At 71.0% G+C, this 24015-nt stretch carries 24 protein-coding genes; 6 read left to right on the forward strand and 18 right to left on the reverse strand.

Features of this window, described 5'->3' with window-relative positions; translation table 11 throughout:
* Nucleotide 1: 1 nt before the first annotated feature.
* From ACFCVM_RS13890 to ACFCVM_RS13935, 10 genes are all read right to left on the reverse strand, one after another.
* Entirely contained in the window at nt 2-775 is a 774-nt protein-coding gene (locus ACFCVM_RS13890; RefSeq protein WP_375837053.1) for a CoA transferase subunit A, read from the reverse strand.
* Nucleotides 772-1683 carry an alpha/beta fold hydrolase gene (locus ACFCVM_RS13895; protein ID WP_375837055.1) on the reverse strand — a complete coding sequence of 304 codons (912 nt, stop codon included), beginning with the start codon at nt 1681-1683 and terminating at the stop codon, nt 772-774. The genes ACFCVM_RS13890 and ACFCVM_RS13895 overlap by 4 nt, the downstream gene beginning before the upstream one ends.
* Nucleotides 1668-2414 carry a 3-hydroxybutyrate dehydrogenase gene (locus ACFCVM_RS13900; RefSeq protein WP_375837056.1) on the reverse strand — a complete coding sequence of 249 codons (747 nt, stop codon included), beginning with the start codon at nt 2412-2414 and terminating at the stop codon, nt 1668-1670. The genes ACFCVM_RS13895 and ACFCVM_RS13900 overlap by 16 nt, the downstream gene beginning before the upstream one ends.
* Nucleotides 2411-3163, reverse strand: coding sequence for a TetR/AcrR family transcriptional regulator (locus ACFCVM_RS13905; RefSeq protein WP_375837057.1), 753 nt, complete (start codon nt 3161-3163; stop codon nt 2411-2413). Before ACFCVM_RS13905 ends, ACFCVM_RS13900 begins: the two co-directional genes overlap by 4 nt.
* A complete protein-coding gene (locus ACFCVM_RS13910) occupies nt 3160-4761 on the reverse strand; it encodes a class I adenylate-forming enzyme family protein (protein WP_375837058.1) in 1602 nt (533 codons plus the stop codon). The genes ACFCVM_RS13905 and ACFCVM_RS13910 overlap by 4 nt, the downstream gene beginning before the upstream one ends.
* The gene (locus tag ACFCVM_RS13915; protein WP_375837059.1) at nt 4754-5926 is read right to left on the reverse strand and encodes a branched-chain amino acid ABC transporter permease; all 1173 of its coding nucleotides are present in this window, start codon (nt 5924-5926) and stop codon (nt 4754-4756) included. Before ACFCVM_RS13915 ends, ACFCVM_RS13910 begins: the two co-directional genes overlap by 8 nt.
* Complete coding sequence (locus tag ACFCVM_RS13920; protein ID WP_375837060.1) at nt 5923-6798, reverse strand: branched-chain amino acid ABC transporter permease; 876 nt, start codon at nt 6796-6798, stop codon at nt 5923-5925. The genes ACFCVM_RS13915 and ACFCVM_RS13920 overlap by 4 nt, the downstream gene beginning before the upstream one ends.
* Nucleotides 6795-7547: an ABC transporter ATP-binding protein gene (locus tag ACFCVM_RS13925; protein ID WP_375837063.1), complete on the reverse strand. Its 753-nt coding sequence runs from the start codon at nt 7545-7547 to the stop codon at nt 6795-6797. Before ACFCVM_RS13925 ends, ACFCVM_RS13920 begins: the two co-directional genes overlap by 4 nt.
* Nucleotides 7544-8299 carry an ABC transporter ATP-binding protein gene (locus ACFCVM_RS13930; protein WP_375837065.1) on the reverse strand — a complete coding sequence of 252 codons (756 nt, stop codon included), beginning with the start codon at nt 8297-8299 and terminating at the stop codon, nt 7544-7546. The genes ACFCVM_RS13925 and ACFCVM_RS13930 overlap by 4 nt, the downstream gene beginning before the upstream one ends.
* A gap of 244 nt (nt 8300-8543) precedes the next feature.
* Nucleotides 8544-9740 (reverse strand): substrate-binding domain-containing protein, encoded by a 1197-nt coding sequence (locus ACFCVM_RS13935; RefSeq protein WP_375837066.1) that lies wholly within the window; start codon nt 9738-9740, stop codon nt 8544-8546.
* 149 nt (nt 9741-9889) lie between these two features.
* On the opposite strand from ACFCVM_RS13935, the gene ACFCVM_RS13940 reads away from it, so the two are divergent.
* On the forward strand, nt 9890-11074 hold the full coding sequence (locus ACFCVM_RS13940) for an acetyl-CoA C-acetyltransferase (RefSeq protein ID WP_375837067.1): 1185 nt from the start codon (nt 9890-9892) through the stop codon (nt 11072-11074).
* Between the two features lie 97 nt (nt 11075-11171).
* Nucleotides 11172-12455, forward strand: a complete 1284-nt coding sequence (locus ACFCVM_RS13945; RefSeq protein ID WP_375837068.1) for a low temperature requirement protein A — start codon at nt 11172-11174, stop codon at nt 12453-12455.
* A gap of 84 nt (nt 12456-12539) precedes the next feature.
* Here ACFCVM_RS13945 and ACFCVM_RS13950 read toward each other — a convergent pair whose 3' ends face one another.
* The 6 genes from ACFCVM_RS13950 to ACFCVM_RS13975 all read right to left on the reverse strand — a co-directional run bounded on the left by ACFCVM_RS13950 (nt 12540) and on the right by ACFCVM_RS13975 (nt 18225).
* On the reverse strand, nt 12540-12851 hold the full coding sequence (locus tag ACFCVM_RS13950; protein ID WP_375837069.1) for an SHOCT domain-containing protein: 312 nt from the start codon (nt 12849-12851) through the stop codon (nt 12540-12542).
* 131 nt (nt 12852-12982) lie between these two features.
* The gene (locus tag ACFCVM_RS13955) at nt 12983-13645 is read right to left on the reverse strand and encodes a response regulator (protein ID WP_375837070.1); all 663 of its coding nucleotides are present in this window, start codon (nt 13643-13645) and stop codon (nt 12983-12985) included.
* Nucleotides 13642-14841 (reverse strand): sensor histidine kinase, encoded by a 1200-nt coding sequence (locus ACFCVM_RS13960; protein ID WP_375837072.1) that lies wholly within the window; start codon nt 14839-14841, stop codon nt 13642-13644. Before ACFCVM_RS13960 ends, ACFCVM_RS13955 begins: the two co-directional genes overlap by 4 nt.
* A 115-nt stretch (nt 14842-14956) precedes the next feature.
* Nucleotides 14957-16282: an RIP metalloprotease gene (locus ACFCVM_RS13965; protein WP_375837073.1), complete on the reverse strand. Its 1326-nt coding sequence runs from the start codon at nt 16280-16282 to the stop codon at nt 14957-14959.
* Between the two features lie 124 nt (nt 16283-16406).
* Nucleotides 16407-17498 (reverse strand): 1-deoxy-D-xylulose-5-phosphate reductoisomerase, encoded by a 1092-nt coding sequence (gene dxr / locus ACFCVM_RS13970; protein WP_375837075.1) that lies wholly within the window; start codon nt 17496-17498, stop codon nt 16407-16409.
* Nucleotides 17499-17586: 88 nt separating this feature from the next.
* Entirely contained in the window at nt 17587-18225 is a 639-nt protein-coding gene (locus ACFCVM_RS13975; RefSeq protein WP_375837076.1) for a 4'-phosphopantetheinyl transferase family protein, read from the reverse strand.
* Between the two features lie 115 nt (nt 18226-18340).
* On the opposite strand from ACFCVM_RS13975, the gene ACFCVM_RS13980 reads away from it, so the two are divergent.
* Together ACFCVM_RS13980 and ACFCVM_RS13985 are read left to right on the forward strand one after the other, a co-directional pair.
* The gene (locus tag ACFCVM_RS13980) at nt 18341-19150 is read left to right on the forward strand and encodes a lysophospholipid acyltransferase family protein (protein ID WP_375837630.1); all 810 of its coding nucleotides are present in this window, start codon (nt 18341-18343) and stop codon (nt 19148-19150) included.
* Between the two features lie 46 nt (nt 19151-19196).
* Nucleotides 19197-20147: a hypothetical protein gene (locus ACFCVM_RS13985; RefSeq protein ID WP_375837077.1), complete on the forward strand. Its 951-nt coding sequence runs from the start codon at nt 19197-19199 to the stop codon at nt 20145-20147.
* Here ACFCVM_RS13985 and ACFCVM_RS13990 read toward each other — a convergent pair.
* Entirely contained in the window at nt 20134-20613 is a 480-nt protein-coding gene (locus tag ACFCVM_RS13990; protein WP_375837078.1) for an OsmC family protein, read from the reverse strand. The genes ACFCVM_RS13985 and ACFCVM_RS13990 overlap by 14 nt on opposite strands.
* 82 nt (nt 20614-20695) lie before the next feature.
* On the opposite strand from ACFCVM_RS13990, the gene gabT reads away from it, so the two are divergent.
* Both gabT and ACFCVM_RS14000 read left to right on the forward strand, forming a co-directional pair.
* Entirely contained in the window at nt 20696-22072 is a 1377-nt protein-coding gene (gabT, locus tag ACFCVM_RS13995) for a 4-aminobutyrate--2-oxoglutarate transaminase (protein ID WP_375837080.1), read from the forward strand.
* Between the two features lie 5 nt (nt 22073-22077).
* Nucleotides 22078-23067 carry an asparaginase gene (locus ACFCVM_RS14000; protein WP_375837083.1) on the forward strand — a complete coding sequence of 330 codons (990 nt, stop codon included), beginning with the start codon at nt 22078-22080 and terminating at the stop codon, nt 23065-23067.
* 109 nt (nt 23068-23176) lie between these two features.
* On the opposite strand, the gene ACFCVM_RS14005 is transcribed toward ACFCVM_RS14000, so the two are convergent.
* Nucleotides 23177-23959 carry an ABC transporter permease gene (locus tag ACFCVM_RS14005; RefSeq protein WP_375837632.1) on the reverse strand — a complete coding sequence of 261 codons (783 nt, stop codon included), beginning with the start codon at nt 23957-23959 and terminating at the stop codon, nt 23177-23179.
* Between the last annotated feature and the right edge of the window lie 56 nt (nt 23960-24015).

Below are 24015 nucleotides of genomic sequence, written 5' to 3' on the forward strand. Positions count from 1 at the left end.
CTCAGTTCCCCTCTCGCACGGTGCGACGTTCGATGCGCTTCTCGATCTCGTGGCCGACGACCACGATGCGGTCGACGTAGATGCCCGGCAGGTGCACGGCATCGGGGTCGATCTCGCCGGCGTCGACGATCTCCTCGACCTGCGCGATGCAGACGCGTCCGGCCATCGCCGCGAGCGGCGAGAAGTTGCGAGCCGACTTGTCGAACACGAGATTGCCGTACCGGTCGCCCTTCAGCGCGTGCACGAGCGAGAAGTCGGTCGTGATCGCCTCTTCGAGCACGAACTCGCGGGCCACCCCCGCGACGTCGAACGTCTGCACGGGCTTCACCGGGCTGGCGACGGCGATCGTGCCGTCGGCGTTGTACCGCCGGGGCAGCCCGCCCTCGGCGACCTGCGTGCCCACGCCGGTCTGGGTGAAGAACGCCGCGATGCCGCTGCCTCCGGCCCGCAGCTTCTCGGCGAGCGTTCCCTGCGGGGTGAGCTCGAGCTCGAGCTCACCCGAGAGGTACTGCCGCTCGAACTCCTTGTTCTCGCCGACGTACGACGAGGTCATCTTGGCGATGCGCTGCTTCGCGAGCAGCACACCGAGCCCCCAGTCGTCGACGCCGCAGTTGTTCGAGACGACGGAGAGCCCGTCGACCCCTGCGTCGAGCAGGGCCTGGATCAGCACCATCGGGATGCCGCAGAGCCCGAATCCGCCGACGGCGAGACTTGAGCCCGAAGGGATGTCGGAGACCGCCTCTTGAGCGGACCCGACGACTTTGTCGAGTGTCACGATGCACCTTCCTGTGTTTCCGCCGCCTCGATGCGGGCACGGATCACAGGGATCACGCTACCCGCGCCGGGCTCGGTCATGACGATCGTGTAGTGGTTCACGTCGGCGACGTCGTGCACGACGAGCTGCGGCATCCGCTCGGCCCACTCGGCGACGAGCGCCTCGGGGTAGAGCGGAGCCTCGTCCTGCAGTCCGCGAGGAGCACGGAAGAAGTCGACCGGCCCGGCCAGCGCCCGGAGCGCTTCGAGGTATCCGCTCGCGCCGTCGAGCTGCACGGCGTTCTCCACGACGGCGGCAGCGACCGCCGAGCTCCTGAGGCTCGGCTCGACGCCGTCGAGGTCGTACTCGACGTACGCCTCGATCGAGGCGTTCCAGTACGGTCCGAGCGCCGGATGCCGCCGCCAGAAGTCGAGGTACGCGGCCCGATCGGGAAAGGTCATGGAGAGGCGCTCGAGCGCTGGGCCGAGCAGCAGCGCCGGCAGCTCCTCGTCGGGCACGCCCTCTGGGTTCGGCACCGGCAGCCCGCCGTCGACGAGCGCGATGCCCGCGACCCGATCGGGGTGGCGTTCGGCGAATCGCACCGAGACGAACGCACCCATCGAGTGGCCGAGCACGTAGACCCGGTCGACGCCGAGGGCGTCGAGGGCCGCTGCCACGTCGTCGGCGTGGCGCTCGAGGCCGTACGGTCCCGGCAGCGCGTTGCTGCGGCCGCGACCGCGCAGGTCGGGGGCGATCACCCTCCGCTCGGCGAGGCCATCGGCCACGAGATCCCAGTTGCGGTGGGTCGCCGAGATGCCGTGCACGGCGAGCACGGGAAGGCCGGCGGCATCAGCTCGCCATTGGCCGCCCGCGAGCAGGCCGCCCTCGACGGGCGCGGCGAAGGCCGTCGACGTCACCGTGCGCTCCATCCGCCGTCGATCGTGTAGCTCGCGCCCGTCGCCATGCCGGCGGCCGGGCCCGCGAGCCACAGGGCCAGGCTCGCGACCTCCTCGGGCTCGACGAGTCGCTTGACGGCCGACTCCGTCAGCATGACCTTGGGCACCACCTCGTCTTCGGAGATGCCGTGCACCTTCGCCTGATCGGCGATCTGCCGCTCGACGAGGGGCGTGCGCACGTAGGCGGGGTTGATGCAGTTCGACGTGACGCCGTGCGGGCCGCCCTCGAGGGCGGTGACCTTCGAGAGGCCCTCGAGGCCGTGCTTGGCCGCCACGTAGGCCGACTTGAACGGCGAGGCGCGCAGCCCGTGCACGCTCGAGATGTTGATGACCCGGCCGAAGCCGCGTGCGTACATGCCGGGCAGTGCGGCCCTGATGAGCAGGAACGGCGACTCGAGCATGAGCCGCAAGATGAACGCGAAGCGCTCGGGCTCGAACTCCTCGATCGGGCGCACGTGCTGGATGCCCGCGTTGTTGACGAGGATGTCGGCATCGAGCGAGAGGTCGGCGAGCGCGGCGGTGTCACCGAGATCGACCTGCCACGCCTCACCTCCGAGCTCGGCCGCGACGCGCTCGGCGGCCTCGCCGTTGAGGTCGGCGATGGTGACGTGCGCGCCCGCTTCGGCGAACGCACGGGCGCAGGCCTCCCCGATGCCGCTCGCTCCCCCGGTGACGAGTGCCCGGCGTCCGCTGAGATCGGTCACGATTCCTCCTTGCCGGCCGCGTCGCTGCGCGGTTCGATGTCGTCGTCGTCCGCCGGGTCCCGATCGGCGGTCTGTGCGCCGGAGGCCGTGCGATCGGTCGCGCGCCCGTCTGCCGAGGGTCGGCCGAGCGCCCCCTCGACGAAGCGCATCATCTCGTCGAGCACCTCGGGCGGCACGGCGCGGGTGCCGCTCGCGGTCGGGTCGGCGTCGTCGCCGGGCGCGGCATCGCCATCGCCCCAGAGCACCCAGCGCATGCCGATCATCTCTCCGATGCCCATGAGCGCCCATGCCGCCACGGTCGGGTCGATGTCGCCGATCTCGCCGTCTTCGCTCGCCTCGCGGAGGCCGTCGATGTACCCGTCGACGATGCGCGTATAGTGCAGGCGAAGTGCATCGGGCGAGACGAGTTCGGCCTCGCGTACGACGCGGTAGAGCGCCGGATGCTCCGCCGTGAACCGGAAGAACGCCGCGAACCCGGCGCGCTCGGCCTCGATGCGGTTCGCCGCGCCGCGAGTGCCCTCGCTCATGGCCTGACGCACGCGATGGTTCAGGTCTTCGACGAGCTCGTTGAAGAGGTCGAGCTTCGTGTCGAAGTACAGGTAGAAGGTGCCCTGGCCGACCCCCGCCCGGTCGGTGATGCGCGAGACGGATGCCTCGTGGTAGCCGTGAGCGGCGAAGACGTGCTCTGCGGCCTCGAGCAGGCGCCGGCGGGTCTTCTCGCCGCGTGCGGTTCGGGGTGCTGCACTCATCGTGCGTCCTCTCGGTGATGCGTGGTGGCGGGCTCGGCGCCGGTGCGAGTCTCGACCCCGGTGCCGGCGATCGCGGTCGCGCGCTCGACGAGCACCCGCCGCAGCACCTTTCCGGCCGTCGAGCGGGGCAGTTCATCGACGAGGTGCACCTCGCGCGGCACCTTGAAGTGGGCGAGCGAGGCGCGGGCGAACTCGATGAGCTCGGCGGCATCCGTCACCCGGCCTCGACCGACGACCACCCAGGCCACGCCGGATTCGCCCCAGCGCTCGTCGGGAACGCCGACGACGGCGACGTCGGCGACGGCGGGGTGGCTCAGGAGCACGGCCTCGACCTCGGCGGGAGCGACGCCCTCGCCGCCCGAGATGTACACGTCCTTGATGCGGTCGACGATCGTGAAGTAGCCGTCGGCGTCGCGGCGCACGAGGTCGCCGGTGTGCAGCCACCCGTCGTGCAGTGCGGCGGCCGTGCCTGCAGGGTCGCGGAAATAGCCGGCGAAGACCGACGGTCCGTGCACGAGCAGCTCGCCCTCGGCCGCGCCGTCGAGGCGCTCGCCGGTCACCGGGTCGGCCACCGCGACGTCGACGTGCGGGTAGGGCTTGCCCGCCGATCCGGCACGGGTCTGCGCGTCCTCGTCGGGAAGGCACAGCACGTTGGGCGACGCCTCGGTGAGCCCGTATCCCTGGGCGAGCGCGACCCCGCGTGAATGCCAGGCGCGCAGCAGCGCAGGGGGCATGGGCGCACCGCCGACGATCGCGTGCTCGAGGCTCGAGAGGTCGGTGCGGGCGAAGTCGGGGTGCTGGGCGAGGAAGAGGTAGTTCGCGGGCACGCCCATCATCGTCGTGATGCCGCGGTCCTGGATCAGGTGCAGCACCCGGCCCGGGTCGAAGGTGCGCTCGAGCACGACCGTCGCGCCCGTCCACCATGCGAGCAATGGCTGGATGTTCCATCCGCCGACGTGGTACTGCGGCATGACCGCGAGCACGGTGTCGGCCGCGCGGAGTTCCGAGATGCGCGAGAGCGACAGGTTCGTCCAGAAGCAGTTGGCGTGCGTGAGCACGGCACCCTTCGGCGTCGCCGTGGTGCCCGAGGTGAAGATGATGAGCAGCGCATCGTCGTCCGCCACCTCGGTGCGAGCGGATGGCGCGGAGTCTCCGTGCCGGGCCGGCGCGGGCATCTCGGCCTCGACGCCGTGTGCGCCGAGCGCGGCGGTGGGGATGCTGCGGATGACGCGGGAGAGCGTCGCCCTGGCGAGCGACTCGAACTCGCTCTCGATGAGCAGGAGCGCGGGCTCGGCGATCTCGAGCTGCGTGGCGAGCTCGCGCGGGGCGAGGCGCCACGAGAGCGGCACCAGCACGAGACCGGCCTTCGCGCAGGCGAAGAACAGCACGACCTGGTCGGCGCTGTTGCCCGTGAGCGTGGCGACGCGGTCGCCGATCGCGAAGCCCGCCGTGCGGAACGCCGCCGCGAGTCGCTCGGCTCGGTCATCGAGGTCGCGGTAGCTGACGACGACGCCGCGATCGTCGATCGCGATGCGCTCGGGGGTGGCACGGGCGCGATCCCGCGTCCACCGCCCCAGTGTGTGGAGTGCGTCAGGCATCTGCGGTCTCCTCCGCTTCGGCCGGGTGCTGCTTCCGCCCCGTGCGGATGCGCTGCGGGAGCCCCGCGATCCCCCCGGGCAGGAACAGCACCACGAGGATGAAGAGCGTTCCCAGAATGAACAACGGCTCGGAGAGCGGGATCCGGAGCACATCGGGCAGGGCCGCGATCGCGTCCGAGCCTGCGAGCGCCGTCAATCGCTGGTCGAGCAGTGTGTAGACGATACCGCCCACGATCGCGCCCCAGCGATACCCCACCCCGCCGAGCACGACGATGACGAGCAGGGTCAGGGTGAAGTCCGCCGTCGCCACGCGCGGCGAGGCGCCCGACTGCAGCAGGAGGTAGCCCATGCCGGCGACGGCCGCGAGCACCGAGGCGACGATGAAGATGAGGAGCTTCACGTTGTAGGGGCGGATCCCGATGACGCGCACCCGCAACTCGTTCTCGCGCGTGGCCTCGGCGACGTGACCGGCCCGGCTCTTCTCGACCCAGAGCACCACGAGGTACACGAAGACGAGCACGCCGAGCGCGACCCAGTAGAGGTTGCGGGTGTTGAGCACGCCGACGAGGGCCCCCGGCACATTGGCGATGTCGAGCGAGAGGCCTTCGTCGCCGCCCGTCGCACCGCCGGGGTTGCGCCGGATGATCACCGAACCGGCCTGGGCGAACGCGAGCGTCACCATGGCGAACGAGATGCCGGTGACCCGGAGCGCGAGCGCCCCGACGGTCGCCGCGAGCACGAGCCCGAAGACGAGCGTGACGACGATCGAGCCGAGGAAGATGAGCTCGCTCGTCCACGCGACGGGCGCGAACGCGTCGAGGGTCATGCCGAGTCCGTAGGCGCCCGCTGCGAAGAAGAGCGCATGGCCGAACGACAGCAGCCCCGCGAGGCCGAACATCATGCGGTAGCTGAGGGCGAGTGCGGCGATGAGCATCGCGTAGGCGAGTAGCTGCAGCGTGCCCGGCGTGTACGTCGGGCCGGGCAGCACCCCCGGGATGTCGATCGCGAGCAGCGGCAGCAGCGCGAGCAGCACCACGAGTGCCGCACCGCCGAGCGTGAGCCAGAGGGTTCGACGAGCGGATGCCCCGGTGCCGGCCTGTGCTGTCGTGGAGGCGGACGCCCCGGCATCCGTCGTCTGCCGGGCCGTGTCCTGTGAGCCTGTCATGCGACCTTCCCCATCAGTCCGCGCGGGCGGATGAGCAGTACCGCGGCGAGCGCGATCACGACGACCAGGTCGCCCGTGCCGCCGAGGTAGAAGTTGGCGAACTGCTGCAGCACGGCGACGAGCACCGAGGCGATCGCGGCCCCCGTGAGGGAGCCGAGTCCGCCGATCACCGTCACGATGAAGGCGAAGATGAGCAGCGTCGAGCCGAGGTGCGCCGAGACGTAGCCGTAGTACACCGATGCGAGCACGCCGCCGAGTCCTGCGGCCGCGCCGCCGATCGCGAAGACGAGCGTGAACGAGCGGCGCACGTCGATGCCGAGCGCGGTGACCATCGAGCGGTTCTCGACGCCGGCGCGGATGATGAGGCCGTACCTGGTCCGCCGGAGGAAGAGCACGATGCCGCCGAGCACGAGGAGCGCGCAGGCGATGAGGAGGAAGCGGTCGTTCGGGATCTTCGCACCGAGGATCATCGTCGTCTGGCCGAGCCAGTCGGGCTTCTCGGTGTAGATCGGATCGGTGCCCCAGATGCCCTCGAAGAGGGCGACGCTCGCGAGCGAGAGGCCGACGGTCACGAGCGCCTGCTCGATGTGGCGTTCGTAGAGCCGCCGGATCAGCAGGTACTCCGTGAGCGCCGCGACGATGGCGCCGACGGCGATGCCGACGAGCGCCGACAGTGCGAGCCCCCACCAGGTGCCGTCGGAGACGCGGCGCCCGACCTCCCAGCCGAGGAACGCCGAGATCGTGAGGAACGAGCCGTGGGCGAAGTTCAAGACGCCCATGAGTCCGTAGATGAGGGAGAGTCCGCTCGCGACAAGGAAGTAGAGCGCGCCGAGGCCGAGGCCCGTGATGACGAGGAGGACGATCGTGCTCATCGGGCACCCTCCTCCGTCGCGTCGGCGCCGGCGTCGGCGTCGTGCACGCCGAGGTAGCGCTGGATGCGGTCCTCGTCGTCGAGGAGCTCTGCGGCCTCGCCCGTGAAGACGACCCGGCCGCCGGAGAGCACGACGACCCGGTCGGCGAGCGCGCGGATGACGTGCAGGTTCTGCTCGACGAGGAGCATCGGCACGGTGCGCGCCGCCTCGCCGAGCGCCGCGGCGACCTCGTCGACGATCTTCGGGGCGAGCCCCTTGGTGGGTTCGTCGACGAGCAGGAGCCGGTTCTCGTTGACGAGGGCGCGGGCGAGGGAGACCATCTGCTGCTGCCCTCCGGAGAGCGTGCCTGCGCGTTGCGCGCGGCGGTCGTGGATGTCGGGGAAGAGCTCGGCGATGTACTCGCGGCGGGGCCGGTCGTCTCGCTCGGCGAGCCTGAGGTTCTCGGCGACGGTCAGCGAGCCGAAGACCTCGCGGTCCTCCGGCACGTAGCCGACGCCCTGCTGCACGATGCGGTGGGTCGGGAGGCGGTCGACGCGGGCGCCGTCGAGCAGCACCTCGCCGCTCCGGTCGATGAGGCCGAGGATCGACTTGATCGTCGAGGTCTTGCCGACGCCGTTGCGACCGAGCAGGGCGGTGACGCCCGTGGGCGGCACTTCGAAGGAGACGTCCTCGACGACCTGCTGGCCGGCGATGCGCCCGGAGAGGCTTCGGACCGTGAGGATGGGTGCGGCCGAGGTCGGGGTGCTCACACTGCCTCCCCGAGGTAGGCGGACTGCACGGTCGGGTTCGCCATGACGGCCTCCGGGGTGTCGACGGCGAGCAGTTCGCCGTGATGCATGACCGCGACCCGGTCGACGAGGCCGAGCACGACCTCCATGTGGTGCTCCACCATGAGCACGGTGCGCCCGCCGCGGTGGAGTCCGCGGATCACCTCGGTGATCGCCGGCACGTCGCCGGAGGCGACCCCGGCCATGGGCTCGTCGAGCAGGATCACCTTGGGGTCGGTCGCGATGAGCATGGCGATCTCGAGCTTGCGCTTCTCGCCGTGCGCGAGGCCGGACGCCTGGGCGTCGGCCCGGTGCTCGAGCCCGACCTCGGCGAGGCACTCGAGCGCACGTTCGCTCGCGGCATCCGTCGCTCGCGGGAGCCGGAAGACGGAGGTCGCGCCGCCCAGGTGGGCCTGAGCGGCGAGCCGCACGTTCTCCCGCACGCTGAGTGCGGCGAAGAGGCTCGACGTCTGGAAGGTGCGGCCGAGGCCGGCCGCCGCCCGGCGGTGGATCGGCTCCCGCGTGACGTCGTCGCCGTCGAGCACGACGCGGCCGTCGGTGGGGCGCATGACGCCGGAGATGACGTTGAAGAGGGTGGTCTTGCCGGCACCGTTGGGGCCGATCACTCCGAGCATCTCCCCGGCCGCCACGTCGATCGAGACGTCGTGGAGGATGCGGGCGCCGCCGATGCGGAGGCCGATGTGCTCGAGGCTGAGCATCGCGTCGTGGGTCATGGTCGCCTTACTGCGAGTCGGATGGAGTGCGGCGGCCGGGCTCGGAGGCACCGCCGCCCCGCGGGTCACATTCCCGCGACCCGCGGTGCCACCCAATAGGCGTCGACGGTGTCGAAGAGTTAGGGCACCCCCTTAGCCCCCGCATGGGGCGCGGGGGTGAGCCGGGGGGGGTGGCTCTGGCCCGCGTCAGGGCGGGTGGGTGGGTGGGGGGGGCCGGGGCGGGGCGCCCGGCCCGCCGCGCTGGTCACTTGCCGGCGACCGGCGGTGCCACCGATTCGGCGTCGACGGTGTCGACGAGTTCGGGCACCCAGTTCGCCCCGTCTTGCACGAGCTTCGCCTGGTACATCGGCTGGATCATGGCGTGGTCCTCGGCGCGAACCGTGATCTCGCCCTTCACCGAGTCGAAGGTCCAGCCCTCGAGTGCGGCGATCATGCCATCGACGGTGTCGCCGCCCTCGCGCACGGCCTGCACGATCATCTGCGCCGCCACGAAGCCGTCGGGCGAGAAGAGGTCGGCGGTGGCGCCCGCGGCCTCGAGGTGCTCGATCATCGCGGCTTCGGCATCGGTGCCCGCTGCACCGCCGAAGTAGTGGTTCAGGAACGAGATGTCGCTCGAGGCGTCGCCGTAGGCGTCGTAGGTCGCGACATCGCCGAGGCCCGTCACGACGGGCACCTGGTCGAAGACGCCCTGCTGCGAGAGTGCCGTCCACATGGCGCCGGAGGAAGCGCCGGCCCACGCGACGAACACGAGGTCGGGTGCCGCGTCGACGAGTTGCTGCGCGAAGGGCGTGAACTCGGTCGCGTCCTCGGCGACGAGCACTCCTTCGACGGTCGCGCCCTGGCCACCGAGCACGGCCTGCACGCCGGCGAGGTTGCCCTGGCCGAAGGCGTTGTCCTGCGCGAAGACGACGACCTTCTTGCCGGCCGGGTCGCCGATGAAGGTGCCGGCGGTCGCGACGTCCTGGTAGGTCTGGCGGCCCGAGCGGAAGGTGTACTCGTTGACGCCGGTGATGGCGTCGGCGGCCGCGGGGCCCGAGATGTAGAGGATCTGGTTCTGCGCGGCCTGCTCGGCGAGCGCGGTGGCGATGCCGGATGCCGCGGTGCCCGCGAGGATCTGGTAGCCCTGGCCGATGAAGTCCTTCGCCTTCGAGACGGCGGTGTCGGGGTTGCCCTGGTCGTCGGCCCACTCGATCTCGAGGTCGCGGCCGTCGACCGTGCCGGTGCCGTCGGTCGCGTAGTCGAGGCCGGCCTCGAAGCCCGCCGTGTAGGCGGCGCCGTACGCGGCGAGCGGCCCGGTCTGGCTCGTGAGCATCGCCACCTTCACGGGGGCGGCGGCATCCGTCGACTCGGCGCCGCCGGTGGCGGTCGGGGCGCACCCGACCAGTGCAATGGTCGCGGCGGCGATGACGGCCGTCGCGAGGTACTTCTTCGTAGCTCGCATGGGTTGTGCCTCTCAACAGTGAATGGCTGGATCGTGGGGGTGGATCGGCTTGCTGCGTTCAGTGAACCTGACAGCTGGTTCAGGTCTCAGGAAAGTACAATAGGCTGAGAGCAGCGCAGCTCGCAACCCGAACGAAGGAGTCCCGGAAAATGAGCATCCCCGACGTCGTCATCATCGCGGGGGCACGCACGCCGTTCGCCCGCATCAACGGCAACCTCGCCGGCCAGACGGCGGTCGAGCTCGGCACCGTCGCCATCCGCGGCGCGCTCGAGAAGGCCGGGGTCTCCCCCGACGACGTCGACGCCGTGATCATGGGCCAGGTGCTCCAGGCGGGCGCCGGCCAGAACCCCGCGAAGCAGTCGGCGGTCGCCGCCGGCATCCCGTGGCGGGTCCCAGCCACCACCGTCAACAAGGTCTGCCTCTCGGGCCTCGTCGCCATCACGGATGCCGCGAGGCTCATCCGCCTCGGCGAGGCATCCGTCGTCGTGGCCGGCGGCCAGGAGTCGATGACGAACGCCCCGCACCTGCTGCCCGGCTCGCGTCGCGGTCAGGCCTACGGATCGTGGGAGATGCTCGACCACGCCGCCCACGACGGCCTCACCGACGCCTTCGACCGCGAATCGATGGGCGCCTCGACCGAGCGCTTCAACGGACGCTACGAGATCGACCGAGCCGCCCAGGACGAGATCGCCGCGGCCTCCCACGTGCGCGCCGGTGCCGCACAGGCCGAGGGCGTCTTCGCCGACGAGATCGTGCCCGTCGAGATCCCGCAGCGCAAGGGCGACCCCGTCGTCGTCGCCGAAGACCAGGGCGTCCGCCCCGACTCCACCGTCGAGGTGCTCGCGAAGCTGCGCCCGGCGTTCACCGCAGAGGGCACGATCACGGCCGGCAACTCCTCTCCGCTCTCCGACGGCGCCGCCGCCGTCGTCGTGGCGAGCCGCGAGTGGGCCGAGTCCCGCGGGCTCCCCTGGCTCGCGCTCGTCGGCGCGGCGGGCCAGGTCGCCGGTCCCGACAACTCGCTGCACGCGCAGCCGGCCAACGCGATCGCGGCAGCGCTCGAGAAGTCGGGCGGCTCGGCAACCGAACTCGACCTCATCGAGATCAACGAGGCGTTCGCCGCGGTCTCGCTCGAGTCGGCTCGCGAGCTCGGCGTCTCGAGCGACGTCGTCAACGTGCACGGCGGCGCGATCGCCCTCGGGCACCCGATCGGTGCCTCCGGCGCTCGGCTCGCGCTGCACGCCGCCCTCGAACTCTCCCGCCGGGGCGAGGGCCGCGCGGCCGTCGCGCTCTGCGGCGGCGGCGGCCAGGGCGAGGCACTGCTGCTCTCCCGCTGAGTCGCGTCCCGACACGTCGGTGATCCTGCGCGCCGGGCGGCGCCTGTGGCAGCATTAGCCACCGGCGCCGCCCGAGCGCCGACGGGAGGGGCGCAGCATGGCCGATCGCCAGACAGGTGACGCGGGCGCGGAGGCATCCGCTCACCCGCCGCTCGACCACCGGCTCCGGCGCATGGTCGGCCGCGACCCCGACGAGGCGCACCGCACGGCCACGCCGCTCGAGCTGCTCTTCGACCTCACGTTCGTGGTGGCATTCAGCCAGGCGGGCACGCAGGCCGCGCACCTGCTCGAGATCGGGCATTTCATGCCGGCGTTCATCGGCTTCACGATCGCGGTCTTCGCGATCTGCCTCGCCTGGATCAACTACTCGTGGCTCGCTTCGGCCTACGACAACGACGACGTCTTCTTCCGCATCGCGACGATGGTGCAGATGCTCGGCGTGCTCCTGCTGGCGCTCGGACTGCCGCCCATGTTCCATTCGATCGACGAGGGCGAGCACCTCGACAACGGCGTGGTGGTCGCCGGCTACGTCGTCATGCGGGTGGCCACCGTCGCCCTGTGGCTGCGCATCGCGCGTCACGACCCCTCGCACCGGCGCAGCGCACTCGCCTACGCGACGGTCGTCGGCGTCATCCAGGTCGGCTGGGTGACCACGATCTTCATCAACCCTTCGCTGCCCGTGATGCTCGGCATCTTCGTGGTGCTCGGCACCCTCGAACTGCTCGGCCCCTACCTGATCGAACGTCGCATCGGCGGCACGCCGTGGCACGCGCATCACATCGCCGAGCGCTACGGCCTGCTCGTCATCATCACGCTGGGCGAGGTCGTGCTCGGCACGATCCTCACGATCTCCGCCGTGGTCGAGCATCAGGACTGGAGCGTCGACGCCGTGCTCGTCGCCTTCGGCGGCACGGCGCTCGCGTTCGGCATGTGGTGGGTCTACTTCACGATGCCGTCGGCGAAGGTGCTGCAGCGATTCCGGGAACGCGGGTTCGTCTGGGGCTACGGCCACCTCGTGATCTTCGGGGCGATCGCAGCGACGGGGGCGGGGCTGCATGTCGCGGCATTCGAGATCGACGGAACAGCGCACATCGGCGAGGTCGCGGCCATGCTCACGGTCGCAGTGCCGGTCGGCGTCTTCCTCATCGCGCTCTTCACGATCTACTCCCTGCTGCTGCGGGAGTTCGACCGCTTCCACATCCTGCTGTTCGTACTCAGCATGGCGGCGCTCTGCGTCTCGGTGCTCGCCGTCGTGGCCGGCGCGAGCATGCCCGTCGGCATCGTGCTCGCGGCATGCGCACCGCTCGTCGTGATCGTCGGCTACGAGACGATCGGGCATCGGCACCAGGCGGCGGCGCTGCACCGGGCGCTCGGCCGGTAGGGCGGCGCCGAGGGGCGGCGACGGTGCATCCGAGGGGCGGATGCCGCAGCATCCGCCCCTCGGAGAGGCCTCGGGAGGCGCGCTCTATGAGGCGTTCGGCCGGTTGGCGCGAAGCACCTCGAGGCGGGCACGGTACTCGGTCTCGTCGATGTCGCCCTTGGCGAAGCGCTCGGCGAGGGTCGACTCGGCGCTGCCCGAGCGCATCCAGGGCGGCCCGTACGACCCGTCGGGTCCGCCGTGCGCCCAGTAGCGGCGACGGCTCCGAGTGACGAGGAAGATGATCAGGCCGATGACGAGGAACCAGAAGATCGGGATGAGGAAGAAGACCCATCCGAACCCGGCCGCCCATGGGCCGGCGTGAGTGACCACCGCGGTGGTGGCGAGGGTGGCGAGCATGATGTTTCCCTTGATCGTGCGGCCCGCGGTTCAGGCCGTCGATGTCGAGTCTCGCGAGCCGGACGTCTCTGCGAATCCGCCCGGCGGAGTCACTTCGACTGCTCCCCCGGGAGCAGTCGAGCGCGCCGCGGCTACTGCCAGCCGGGGGCCACGAGCCCCGACTCGTAGGCGACGACCACGAGGTGCACTCGGTCGCGCGCTGCGAGCTTCGACATGATGCGCGAGACGTGCGTCTTCGCGGTCAGCGGGCTCAGCACGAGTCGCTCGGCGATCTCGTCGTTCGTGAGGCCGAGCCCCACGAGGCGGAGCACCTCGCGCTCGCGGTCGGTGAGCGCCGCGAGCCGGCCCTCGTCGGGTGCGTCGCGGAGGCCGATCGACATGCGCTCGAGGAGTCGCTTGGTCACGCCGGGCGAGAGCAGCGCGTCGCCGCTCGCGACGACCCGCACGGCGCGGATGAGGTCGACGGGTTCGGTGTCCTTCACGAGGAATCCGCTCGCCCCCGCCCGCACGGCCCTCGCGACGTACTCGTCGAGCTCGAAGGTCGTCACGATCACGACGTGCACCCCCGCGAGCCTCGGATCGGCGGCGATCTGCTCGGTCGCCCAGAGGCCGTCGCCGTCGGGCATCCGGATGTCCATGAGCACGACGTCGACCGGCTCTCGGCGCACGAGCTCGAGCAGTTCGGTGCCGGTCGACGCCTCCCCCATGACCTCGACGTCGTCTTCGGCCGCGAGCAGCGCACGGAAGCCGGCGCGAACGAGCACCTGGTCGTCGGCGAGCGCGACGCGGATCATGCCACGCCTCCCCACGGGAGGCGCGCGGTCACGCGCGTACCGCCGAGCGGCGAAGCGCCGAGCTCGACCGAGCCGCCGAGGAGCGCTGCGCGCTCGCGCATGCCGAGGATGCCGCTACCCTCGCCGTGATCGGAGGGCGCCTCGCCGAATTCGCCGAGGCTGCCGAGGCCCCCGTGATCGGCACCGCCCGGGCCGCTGCCGTCGTCGTCGATCGTGAGCACGAACTCGTCGCCCGACCGCTCGACGGTCACGACCACCTCGGTCGCGCCGGCATGGCGCACGACGTTCGTGAGCGCCTCCTGCGCGATGCGGTAGCCCGCGAACTGCACGGCTCGCCTCGGGGCCTCTGCGAGCCGGTCGACGAGGCGCGCATCGAGATCCGGCGAGCTGATGCCGCGAACGAGCCTCGGCAGTTCGGCGAGCTCCGCCTGCGGCACGAGCGGCGCCTCGCCGTCGCGGATGACGCCGAGCACGGTGCGCACCTCGTCGAGCGCCGACTTCGAGGTCTCCTTGATGCTGCCGAGCGCCGTGCGGGCCTGCTCGGGGTCGCGGTCCATCAGGTGCAGGCCGACGCTCGCCTGCACGTTGATCTGCGAGAGGGCGTGGCCGATGACGTCGTGCAGTTCGCGGGCGATGCGCACGCGCTCGCGCTCCTCGGCGCTCTGGCGGCGCCGCATCGCCTCGGCGCGGAACGCCGACGCGCGCGCCCGGCGAACGCGCACGAACCAGCCGATGCCGAAGCACACAGCGAGCGCGAGCGTCGTGAACGCGATCCGGAACGGATGCCATGACACGCCGAGCACCGACCCGAGCGCGATCGCCGCGACCCAGGCGACGACGATCGAGGAGACCGCCCAGACGACGGCGCCGCGCGCGACGGCGAGCACGATCGCGAACGCCACGGCGATGTACGGCGGCCCGAGATCGGGTGTCAGCGCGAGATCGGCGAGCGCGGCGGCTGCGACCACCGCGACGGTCGGGCCGGGGTATCGCCGCGATCCGAGCAGCGCCAGCGGGCCGGCTGCGGCGAGCGCGACCTGGGTGATGCCCGCAGCCCAAGCGACGTGGGTCCACACGGCGATGCCGATCGCGGCGGGCACCTGCACGAGGAGGCTGATGACGACGGGCGCGAACAGCACGAATGCCGGCGGCGGCCGGAATCGTTCGGAGCGACCGTCCCACTGGGGCACGGGCATTCCCAGATCGTATCGCCGGCGCCTCCTGGCCGAATCGGCCCCACGAAGACTCACTCGCTACTCCGAGGGGAGTACGAGCGGAGGCGTGCCGCGGCGCGGGCGATCAGGGGCTCGGTCAGAAGAGCTGCACCGGCTTGACGATGTCGGCGTAGATGAGGAGCGCGCTCATCGCACCGAAGATCACGACCACGACGAGGGTCACGGGCATGAGCTTCGCGAGGTCGACGGGCCCCGGATCGGGCCGCCGGAAGAGCTTGGCGAACCCGCGACGGATGCCCTCCCAGAGCGCCCCCGCGATGTGCCCGCCGTCGAGCGGCAGCAGCGGGATGAGATTGAAGACGAAGAGGGCGATGTTCAGCGACCCGAGGATGCCGATCATCGTCGCGGCCTTCGAGGCGATCGGGATCTCGTCGATCGTCGCGATCTCGCCCGCGAGGCGGCCGACGCCGACGACCGACATCGGGCCGTTGGGGTCGCGCTCCTCGGGCCCGAACGCGGCGTTGGCGACGTCGACGATGCGCTGCGGCAGGTTCAGGATGATTCCGGCCACGCCGGCCACGTTCTCGCCGACGGCGGGCAGCACGGCGGTCACGGGCTGCTGCACGATCTCGGTCGCGGGGCCGATGCCGACGAACCCGGCGGACTCGGTCAGCTGATTGCCCGAGGCATCCGTCGCGATCTGGCCCTTGTCGTCGATCACGTAGCGCTCGCTGAGCATCGGCGTGACCTCGAGCTCGACGGTCTCGCCGTCGCGTTCGACGACGAACGCGATGGGGGCGTCGGGGTGCGCGCGGATGATCGCCGTCGACTCGTTCCACGACTCGATCGGCTCGCCGTCGACCGAGACGATGCGGTCGCCCGGCTCGATTCCTGCCGCCGCGCCCGGAGCCGCGGGGTCGCCGGACTCGCAGGTCTGCCGTTCACTCGTGGCGGGCAGCGCGCACGCCGAGACCGATCCGACGGTCGTCGAGGACTGCGCGACGCCGAACCCCATGAGCAGCACGCCGAAGAGCACGACCGCGAGGAGGAGGTTCATGAACGGACCGCCGAACATGACGATGATGCGCTTCCACACCGGCAGCAGGTAGAACGCGCGGTGCTCGTCGCCGGGCGTGATCGACTCGGTGCTCGAATCGCGCGCGTCCTGCACGAGGCCGCGGAAGAAGCCGGTGCTGTCGGCGTGCACGCGTTCGCCCTTGGCGGGCGGGAACATGCCGATCATCGAGATGTAGCCGCCGAGCGGGATGGCCTTGACGCCGTACTCGGTCTCGCCCTTCTTGCGCGACCAGATGGTCGGGCCGAAGCCGATCATGTACTGGGTGACCTTGACGCCGAAGATCTTCGCCGGAACCAGATGACCGATCTCGTGCAGGCCGATCGACACGGCGAGGCCGATCACGATGATGACGACGCCGATGATGAAGGCGAGCACGGAATCCACGGCTGCAAGCGTAGTGCCGTCGGCTTCGAGTGCGCTGGCGGTCCGCTGTGAGCTCGGCGAACGCGGACTGAGCGCCCGGCTCACTCAGCAGCAGGGTTCGGGCCGCAGGGCTCAGCCGCAGGCCTCAGCCCGAAATGCGGGCGATGCGGGTCTCCGCTGCGCGCCGGGCGCTGCGCTCCGCCTCGGCGAGCGAGGCGACGGAGAGCGCGGCATCGGATGCCTCGTGGTGTTCGACGACGTCGCGCACGGTGTCGACGATGTCGAGGAAGCCGATGCGCCCCGCGTGGAACGCCGCGACCGCCTCCTCGTTGGCGGCGTTGAAGACGGCGGGGTACTCGCCGCCGGCGCGACCGACCTGCTTGGCGAGCGCGACCGCGGGGAACGCCTCGCCGTCGAGCGGTTCGAACGTCCACTCCTGCGCACGCGTCCAGTCGAGTGGGGCGCCGACGGCGGCGACCCGGTTCGGCCAGTCGAGGCCGAGCGAGATCGGCAGGCGCATGTCGGGTGGCGAGGCCTGTGCGATCGTCGAGCCGTCGACGAACTCGACCATCGAGTGCACGATCGACTGGGGGTGCACGACGACGTCGATGCGGTCGTACTCGACGTCGAAGAGCAGGTGCGCCTCGATCACCTCGAGTCCCTTGTTGACGAGCGTCGCCGAGTTGGTCGTCACGACGAGGCCCATGTCCCATGTGGGGTGCGCGAGCGCCTCGGCGGGAGTGACCGCGGTGAGCTCGTCGCGCCGACGGCCGCGGAACGGGCCGCCCGAGGCGGTGAGCACGAGCCGGCGCACCTCGTCGTCGGTGCCCGAGCGCAGTGCCTGCGCGATCGCCGAGTGCTCCGAGTCGACGGGCACGATCTGGCCGGGTTCGGCGAGCCGGGTCACGAGGTCGCCGCCCACGATGAGCGACTCCTTGTTCGCGAGCGCGAGGGTCGTGCCGCGTTCGAGCGTCGCGAGGGTCGGCCCGAGGCCGACGGAACCGGTGATGCCGTTCAGCACGACGTCGGCGTCGACGTCGCGCACGAGCTGCTCGGCCTCCTCGATGCCGACCGCGGTGTGCTCGACCCCGAACTCCGCCGCCTGCGCGTCGAGGAGCGCGCGATTGGAGCCGACCGCGAGACCGACGACGTCGAAGCGACGGGGATTCGCCCGGATGACGTCGAGGGCCTGGGTGCCGATCGAACCGGATGAGCCGAGGATGATGACGGAACGCACGTCCCCACTGTATGGGAGCGGGGCCCGGCGCGTCAGGAGCGCACGGCCACGGCCACCACGCGACCGCATGTGAGCACGGGGCTCCGCGTCAGGAGAGCACGGCCACGGTCGCCGCGCGGTTTCCGGGCACGTCGACGTCGTGGAAGCGGATGCCGCGCCATCCGGAACCGAACTCGGGCGGGCTCACCTCGATGCGGCCGATCCCGCCATCGTCACTCGGCATCGTGAGGGCCAACCGCGACGGTTCGATGAACTCGGTGTGGCCGACGGCGCGCAGCAGTGCGGACTTGCGCGCCCACAGCGTGGCGCGGGCGATCGCCCGTGCCGCCGGATCGAAACGGTCGAGCGCGGCCCGCTCGCTCGCGTGGAACGCCGCCTCGTCGATGACGGCGCCCGACTCGAGCGCGGCCGATTCGATGCCGACGCCCACCGGATGCCTCGTGGCCGCTGCGCCGACGACCGCGTCGCCGAAGACGGCGACGTCGGCGTACCACGTGGCGCCCGACGGGGTGAGCGGGTAGGCGACCGACGGCCGACCGTGCCGCGCCCCGCACTCGGCGCAGGCGTGCACGAGTTCGACGTCGTCGGCGGGCACGCCCGTCGCGTGCGCCAGCAGTCCGCGGAGGACCGTGTCGGCAGCCGGACCCCGGCGCCCGCGCATCACCACCACGACGCGCACGCCGGAGGCCTCCAGCTCGATGAGCTCGCCTTCGGCTGCGACGTCCATGCCACCATCTTCCCGCACCAGCGCCGCAGCACTCCACGCCGATGGGCGACGCGCGGGTGATTCCGATATGCCGTAGCGTGCATGTCCCCGCCCGTAGGGTCGAACGGTGACAGAGATCGAAGGCGACGCCGTGCCCGCCCCCGTCCGTGGAGGCGCTGCACTTCCCGCCCAGGTCCCGGATGGCGACGCTGCGCCGGCGCCGGTGCGGCAGGGCCCGCTCTACCGCATCGTGCGCGGATTCCTCCGCCCGCTCGTGCGGCTCGTGTACCGGCCGACGATCACCGGGGCCGAGCACGTGCCGATGCGGGGGCCGGTCATCCTCGCCTCGAACCACCTCTCGTTCGTCGACAGCATCGTGATCCCGCTCGCGTCGCCGCGACCCGTGCAGTTCCTCGCGAAGTCGACGTACTTCACCGGCACGGGCTTCTCGGGCTGGGTCTCGCGCACCTTCTTCGGCGCGATCGGCGCGGTCGCGGTCGAACGCGGCGCCGGTTCGCAGGCGCAGGAGGCCCTCGACGCCGGCCGCCGCATCCTCGACGCCGGCAACGCCTTCGCCCTCTACCCCGAGGGCACCCGCTCGCTCGACGGCCGGCTCTACCGCGGCCGCACCGGCGTGGCATGGCTCGCGCTGACGACCGGCGCACAGGTCGTTCCCGTCGGCCTCATCGGCACCGAGGAGATCCAGCCGGTCGGGGCGAAGCTGCCCCGAGTGCGCCCCGTCACCGTTCGCTTCGGCGAACCGCTCGACCTCAGTCGCCACGGCCAGGCGACCTCTGGGCGCGCCCGCCGCGCGGCGACCGACGAGATCATGGCCGCGATCCACGCGCTCAGCGAGCAGGAGCTCGCGGGCGTCTACAACGAGACGCCGCCGCAGGGCGCCCTCGCCAAGCTCGCCGACCGGGTCGTGCCGCGCGAGCGGATCTGACCGGATTCCCAGCCGCTCCCCGTCTCGCCCCGGTATCGTCAGTCCGATGCGCCCCGCCTCGATCCTCCGCCGCGTCACCGCGACCGTCGCCGCGACCGTCGCCGTCGTGCTCGTGTTCGCGGCGTGCGCCGGCCCCGTCGACGTGCAGCGAGCCGCCGCAGGAAGCGTCGCGGCGACCGAGGTCGTCGACCTCCCGATTCCGCCCGCCACCGAGTTCGACCCCGGGTACATCGTGAGCGACGACTCGTTCTACGACAGCGGAGCGATGAGCGAAGACGAGATCCAGGAGTTCTTCGAGGGCCTCGACTGCCGCCCTGAAGACCGGGTGCCGTGCCTCGCCGACTTCATGCAGAGCACCACGACGCAGGCGGCGGCCGGCCCCGGCCACTGCGCCGAGTATCGCGGCGGCATCCGCGAACGGGCGAGCCGCATCGTCTCGAAGGTCGCCGCGGCGTGCGGCGTGAGTCCGAAGACGCTGCTCGTGCTGCTCCAGAAGGAGCAGTCGCTGCTCACCCGCCCGAGCGAGTCGGGCTACCTCCGCGCGACGGGCTACGGCTGCCCCGACACGGCCGACTGCGACGCGAAGTACTTCGGCTTCTTCAATCAGGTCTACAACGCCGCCTGGCAGTTCCGGCAGTACACGGAACAGCCCGACCGCGCGTACCGCATCGGCGCGGTCGATGTGGGGTTCCATCCGGATGCCGCGTGCGGCGCGTCATCCGTCGCCATCGTGAACCAGGCCACGGCGAACCTGTACAACTACACGCCCTACCAGCCGAACCCGGCGGCCGTTGCCGACCCCGAGGTGGGCGACGGCTGCTCCGCGTTCGGCAACCTGAACTTCTGGCGGCTCTGGCACCGCTGGTTCGGCGACCCGCAGGCCGAGCGCTACCCGGGCTTCCTGCCGCCGTGCAGCAGGCTCGTCGGCGGTCACGCGTGCCCGATCCCCGAGGCGACGCTGCCGGCGGTGCCGCCGGTGCGACTCAGCGCCGACTGACGGTCACGACCGGTTCGTGATGCACCGGGAAGGCGACCGAGGCCGCGATGAAGCACTTCTCGGATGCCTCGGCGTGCAGCGCGGCGGCGAGCTCGCTCATCGAGGCGTCCGCGACCTCGATCTGCGGTCGCAGCACGACCTCGACGAACGCGCCGCCGCCCTTCCCGTCTTCCCGCATGTGCCCGGTCGGCCGGTCGGCGTAGCTGCGCACGACGACGCCGTGGTTCGTCGCGACGTGGAGGTACGAGAGCATGTGGCATTGGCTGAGCGCTGCGAGCAGGAGCTCCTCGGGGTTCCACCGTTCGCGATCGCCGTGGAAGGTGCGGTCGCTCGACCCGGCGATCTCGTGCAGCTTGCCCGGCGCACGGACGACGTGCTCACGGCTGTAGGCGCGATATCCCGAGGTGCCCGTGCCGCGGTCGCCCAGCCACTCGACCTCGATCTCGTAGTGGTGTTCGCCGAGCATCGTTCCTCCGATCGTGCACGTGGTCCGCGCCATCCGATTCTGCCCGATGCCGGTGACTGCACGGCGATAAGGTGGAGGAACCATGACTGATACCCGCATCGACGCCCAGACAGCCGCCGCCCCGGTCTACACCGTGCCGCAGGAGCGCAAGATCGTGACCGCCATCCCCGGTCCGAAATCGCAGGAGCTGCAGGCCCGACGATCGAAGGTCGTCTCCTCCGGCGTCTCCTCGGCGCTGCCCGTCTACATCGAGCGCGCGAACGGCGCGATCCTCGTCGACGTCGACGGCAACCAGTTCGTGGACTTCGGCGCCGGCATCGGCGTGACGACGATCGGCCACACCGAGCAGCGCGTCGTCGCCGCCGCGGCCGACCAGCTCCAAGACGTCATCCACACCCTCTTCACGATCACGCCCTACGAGGAGTACGTACGCGTCGCCGAGCTCCTCGCCGAGCACACCCCCGGCAACTGGGAGAAGAAGAGCGTGCTCGTCAACTCGGGCGCCGAGGCCGTCGAGAACGGCGTCAAGATCGCGCGCAAGCACACCGGGCGCCGCGCCGTCGCCGTGCTCGACCACGCCTACCACGGTCGCACCAACCTCACGATGGCGATGAACTACAAGGCGATGCCGTACGCGACCGGCTTCGGCCCGCTCGCCGGCGACGTCTACCACGCGCCGAACTCCTACCCGTACCGCGACGGCCTCTCCGGCGCCGACGCGGCGGCCCGCACGATCGCCTACCTCGAGAAGGTCATCGGGGCGAGCGACCTCGCCTGCCTCGTCGTCGAGCCCATTCAGGGCGAGGGCGGCTTCATGGTGCCCGCCGACGGATTCTTGCCGATCCTGCAGGCCTGGTGCACCGAGAACGGCGTCGTCATGATCGCCGACGAGATCCAGTCGGGCATGGCCCGCACCGGTCGCTACTACGCGAGCGAGCACTTCGGCTGGGAGCCCGACCTCGTGCTCTCGGCGAAGGGCATCGCCGGCGGCCTCCCCCTCGCCGCGGTCACCGGCCGCGCCGAGATCATGGACGCCTCGCAGCCCGGCGGACTCGGCGGCACCTTCGGAGGCAACCCGGTGGCGTGCGCCGCGGCGATCGCCGTCTTCGAGTCGATCGAGGAGCACGACCTCCTCTCCGAGGGGCGTCGCATCGAGGCGACCTTCCGTGCCGGGCTCGAGAAGCTCGCCGCGCGATACGACATCATCGGCGAGATCCGCGGCAAGGGCGCGATGATCGCCATCGAGCTCGTGCAGCCGGGCACCGCAGCGACGACGAAGGCACCGAACGCCGAAGCCGTCACCGCGATCGTCGCGTTCGCCGCCCAGCACGGCGTGCTCTTCCTCAACGCCGGCACCTACGGCAACGTGCTGCGTTTCCTGCCGAGCCTGGCAGTGAGCGACGCGCTCATCGAAGACGGGCTCCGCGTGCTCGACGACGCCTTCGCCTCGCTCGGATAGTGCAGGTGGCCGGCACATTCTCAGTCACTGACTCCGTCGAACTCGCCGTGGTCGAGCGTAGTGGTTTCATCGAGTCCCGGCACGCGGGTTCCGCCGTCGTGCTCTCCCCCGAAGGCGAGGTGATGCGCGCCCTCGGCGACGTCGTCACCCCGATCTTCCCCCGGTCCTGCCTGAAGCCGTTTCAGGCCGTCGCCGTCATGACCTCGGGCGTCACGCTCCGCGGCGAAGACGCGGCGATCGCCACTGCGAGCCACTCGGGCACCGCCGCGCACGTCGCCCTCGTTCGACGCCTGCTCGAACGCGAGACGCTCCCCGAGTCGGCGCTCGGCTGCCCGGCGGCGGCTCCGTCCGACCAGGTGGCGCGCGAGCAGCTCATCCGCTCGGGCGGGCCGCGCGAGCGCGTCTACATGAACTGCTCCGGCAAGCACTCGGCGATGCTCCTCGCGTGCGTCGCGAACGAGTGGCCGCTCGAGAGCTACCTCGAGCTCGATCACCCGCTGCAGAAGCGCGTGCTCGACGTCATCGAGCGCTTCACGGGCGAGCGTCCGGCGGCGACCGCGATCGACGGCTGCGGTGCCCCCGTGCACGCGATCAGCCTCGGCGGCCTGGGCCGCGGCATCCAGAAGATCACGACCGCGGCCGCGAGCTCGCCGTTCGCGCTGTACCGTGAGGCCGCCGCGCTCACCGAAGCGGTCCGCGACCACGCGTGGGCCGTCGGCGGCCCCGGCCAGCCCGACACCGTCGCAGTCGAGCGACTCGGCGTCTTCGCGAAGATCGGTGCAGAGGGCGTCATGGTCATGACGGCGCCCGACGGCACGACCGTGGCGCTCAAGGTGCTCGACGGCTCCGCTCGCGCATCGACGATCATCGCGCTTCGACTGCTCGCGCAGTCGGGTGCGATCGAGCACGAGGCGATCGACGCCGTGCAGACCGAGCTCGATCTCTGGGTCATGGGCGGCGATCAGCGCGTCGGCACGATCCGGGCCACCGTCTGAACCGAACCTCGCCGGCATCCGAGCCGGTGACGAGGCGGCGATGACGGATGCCGCGGGCGGGATCGCTCCCGTCGCGGCATCCGTCGCCCGCGCTCTCGGTCGGTTCGGGTCAGCCGAGTCTCGCGAGCCGTTTCGCGCGCGCTGCGCGCGAGACCTGGGCGACGATCACGAGCACCAGTGCGAAGAGGAACACCGCGGAGGCGATGACGTTCGCCTCTGCCGGGATGCCGCGCGACGCCGAGATGTAGATGTACTTCGGGAACGTCGAGACCGCGCCCGAGTTGAAGTTCGTGATGATGAAGTCGTCGAAGCTGAGCGCGAACGACAGCAGCGCCGCCGCCACGATGCCGGGGAGCAGCAGCGGGAAGGTCACCCTCCAGAACACCTGCGACGGCGAGCCGTAGAGGTCGCGGCCCGCCTCTTCGAGTGCGGGATCGAGACTCGCCACGCGGGCCTTGACCGTCACCACCACGAAGCTGATGCAGAACATCGTGTGCGCCAGGATGATCGTCGTCATGTCCTTCGCGACGCCGACCGCGAGGAACTGCGCCGCGAGCCCGGCACCGAGCACGACCTCGGGCGTGGCCATCGGCAGGAACAGCAACAGGCTGATCGCACCACGAGCGCGGAACCGATAGCGCACGAGCGCGATCGCGATCATCGTTCCGAGCGCCGTCGCGATGACGGTGGCGGCGACGCCGATGATGATGCTGTTGCCGAACGCCTCGCACACGGCGCCGCCCTCGACCGTGCAGACGTTCAGCCACTTGTCGAGGGTGAAGCCGCGCCAGGCGATGTTCGACTTGATCGAGTCGTTGAACGAGAAGACGAAGGTGTAGGCGATCGGGATGAGGAGGAACACGAAGGCGATGATCGTGTAGGCCGGCAGCAACCAGTCGCCGAGCCCGAGTCGCCGCGAGCGCGTTCGCCCGCCGGGGCGGCGCGAGT

This window comes from Agromyces sp. NPDC056389 (genome assembly GCF_042262385.1).
Taxonomy (GTDB): domain Bacteria; phylum Actinomycetota; class Actinomycetes; order Actinomycetales; family Microbacteriaceae; genus Agromyces.

Excerpts from the sequence above, each read along its gene's own strand:
- ACFCVM_RS13960 (WP_375837072.1), bottom strand. The coding sequence starts at position 14,841 with ATGCCCGTGCCCCAGTGGGACGGTCGCTCCGAACGATTCCGGCCGCCG.
- ACFCVM_RS13975 (WP_375837076.1), bottom strand. The coding sequence starts at position 18,225 with ATGGACGTCGCAGCCGAAGGCGAGCTCATCGAGCTGGAGGCCTCCGGC.
- ACFCVM_RS13915 (WP_375837059.1), bottom strand. The coding sequence starts at position 5,926 with ATGACAGGCTCACAGGACACGGCCCGGCAGACGACGGATGCCGGGGCG.
- ACFCVM_RS13905 (WP_375837057.1), bottom strand. The coding sequence starts at position 3,163 with ATGAGTGCAGCACCCCGAACCGCACGCGGCGAGAAGACCCGCCGGCGC.
- ACFCVM_RS13930 (WP_375837065.1), bottom strand. The coding sequence starts at position 8,299 with ATGACCCACGACGCGATGCTCAGCCTCGAGCACATCGGCCTCCGCATC.
- ACFCVM_RS13945 (WP_375837068.1), top strand. The coding sequence starts at position 11,172 with ATGGCCGATCGCCAGACAGGTGACGCGGGCGCGGAGGCATCCGCTCAC.
- ACFCVM_RS13920 (WP_375837060.1), bottom strand. The coding sequence starts at position 6,798 with ATGAGCACGATCGTCCTCCTCGTCATCACGGGCCTCGGCCTCGGCGCG.
- ACFCVM_RS13950 (WP_375837069.1), bottom strand. The coding sequence starts at position 12,851 with ATGCTCGCCACCCTCGCCACCACCGCGGTGGTCACTCACGCCGGCCCA.
- ACFCVM_RS13940 (WP_375837067.1), top strand. The coding sequence starts at position 9,890 with ATGAGCATCCCCGACGTCGTCATCATCGCGGGGGCACGCACGCCGTTC.
- ACFCVM_RS13985 (WP_375837077.1), top strand. The coding sequence starts at position 19,197 with ATGCGCCCCGCCTCGATCCTCCGCCGCGTCACCGCGACCGTCGCCGCG.
- ACFCVM_RS13955 (WP_375837070.1), bottom strand. The coding sequence starts at position 13,645 with ATGATCCGCGTCGCGCTCGCCGACGACCAGGTGCTCGTTCGCGCCGGC.
- ACFCVM_RS13910 (WP_375837058.1), bottom strand. The coding sequence starts at position 4,761 with ATGCCTGACGCACTCCACACACTGGGGCGGTGGACGCGGGATCGCGCC.
- ACFCVM_RS13895 (WP_375837055.1), bottom strand. The coding sequence starts at position 1,683 with ATGGAGCGCACGGTGACGTCGACGGCCTTCGCCGCGCCCGTCGAGGGC.
- ACFCVM_RS13990 (WP_375837078.1), bottom strand. The coding sequence starts at position 20,613 with ATGCTCGGCGAACACCACTACGAGATCGAGGTCGAGTGGCTGGGCGAC.
- ACFCVM_RS13935 (WP_375837066.1), bottom strand. The coding sequence starts at position 9,740 with ATGCGAGCTACGAAGAAGTACCTCGCGACGGCCGTCATCGCCGCCGCG.
- gabT (WP_375837080.1), top strand. The coding sequence starts at position 20,696 with ATGACTGATACCCGCATCGACGCCCAGACAGCCGCCGCCCCGGTCTAC.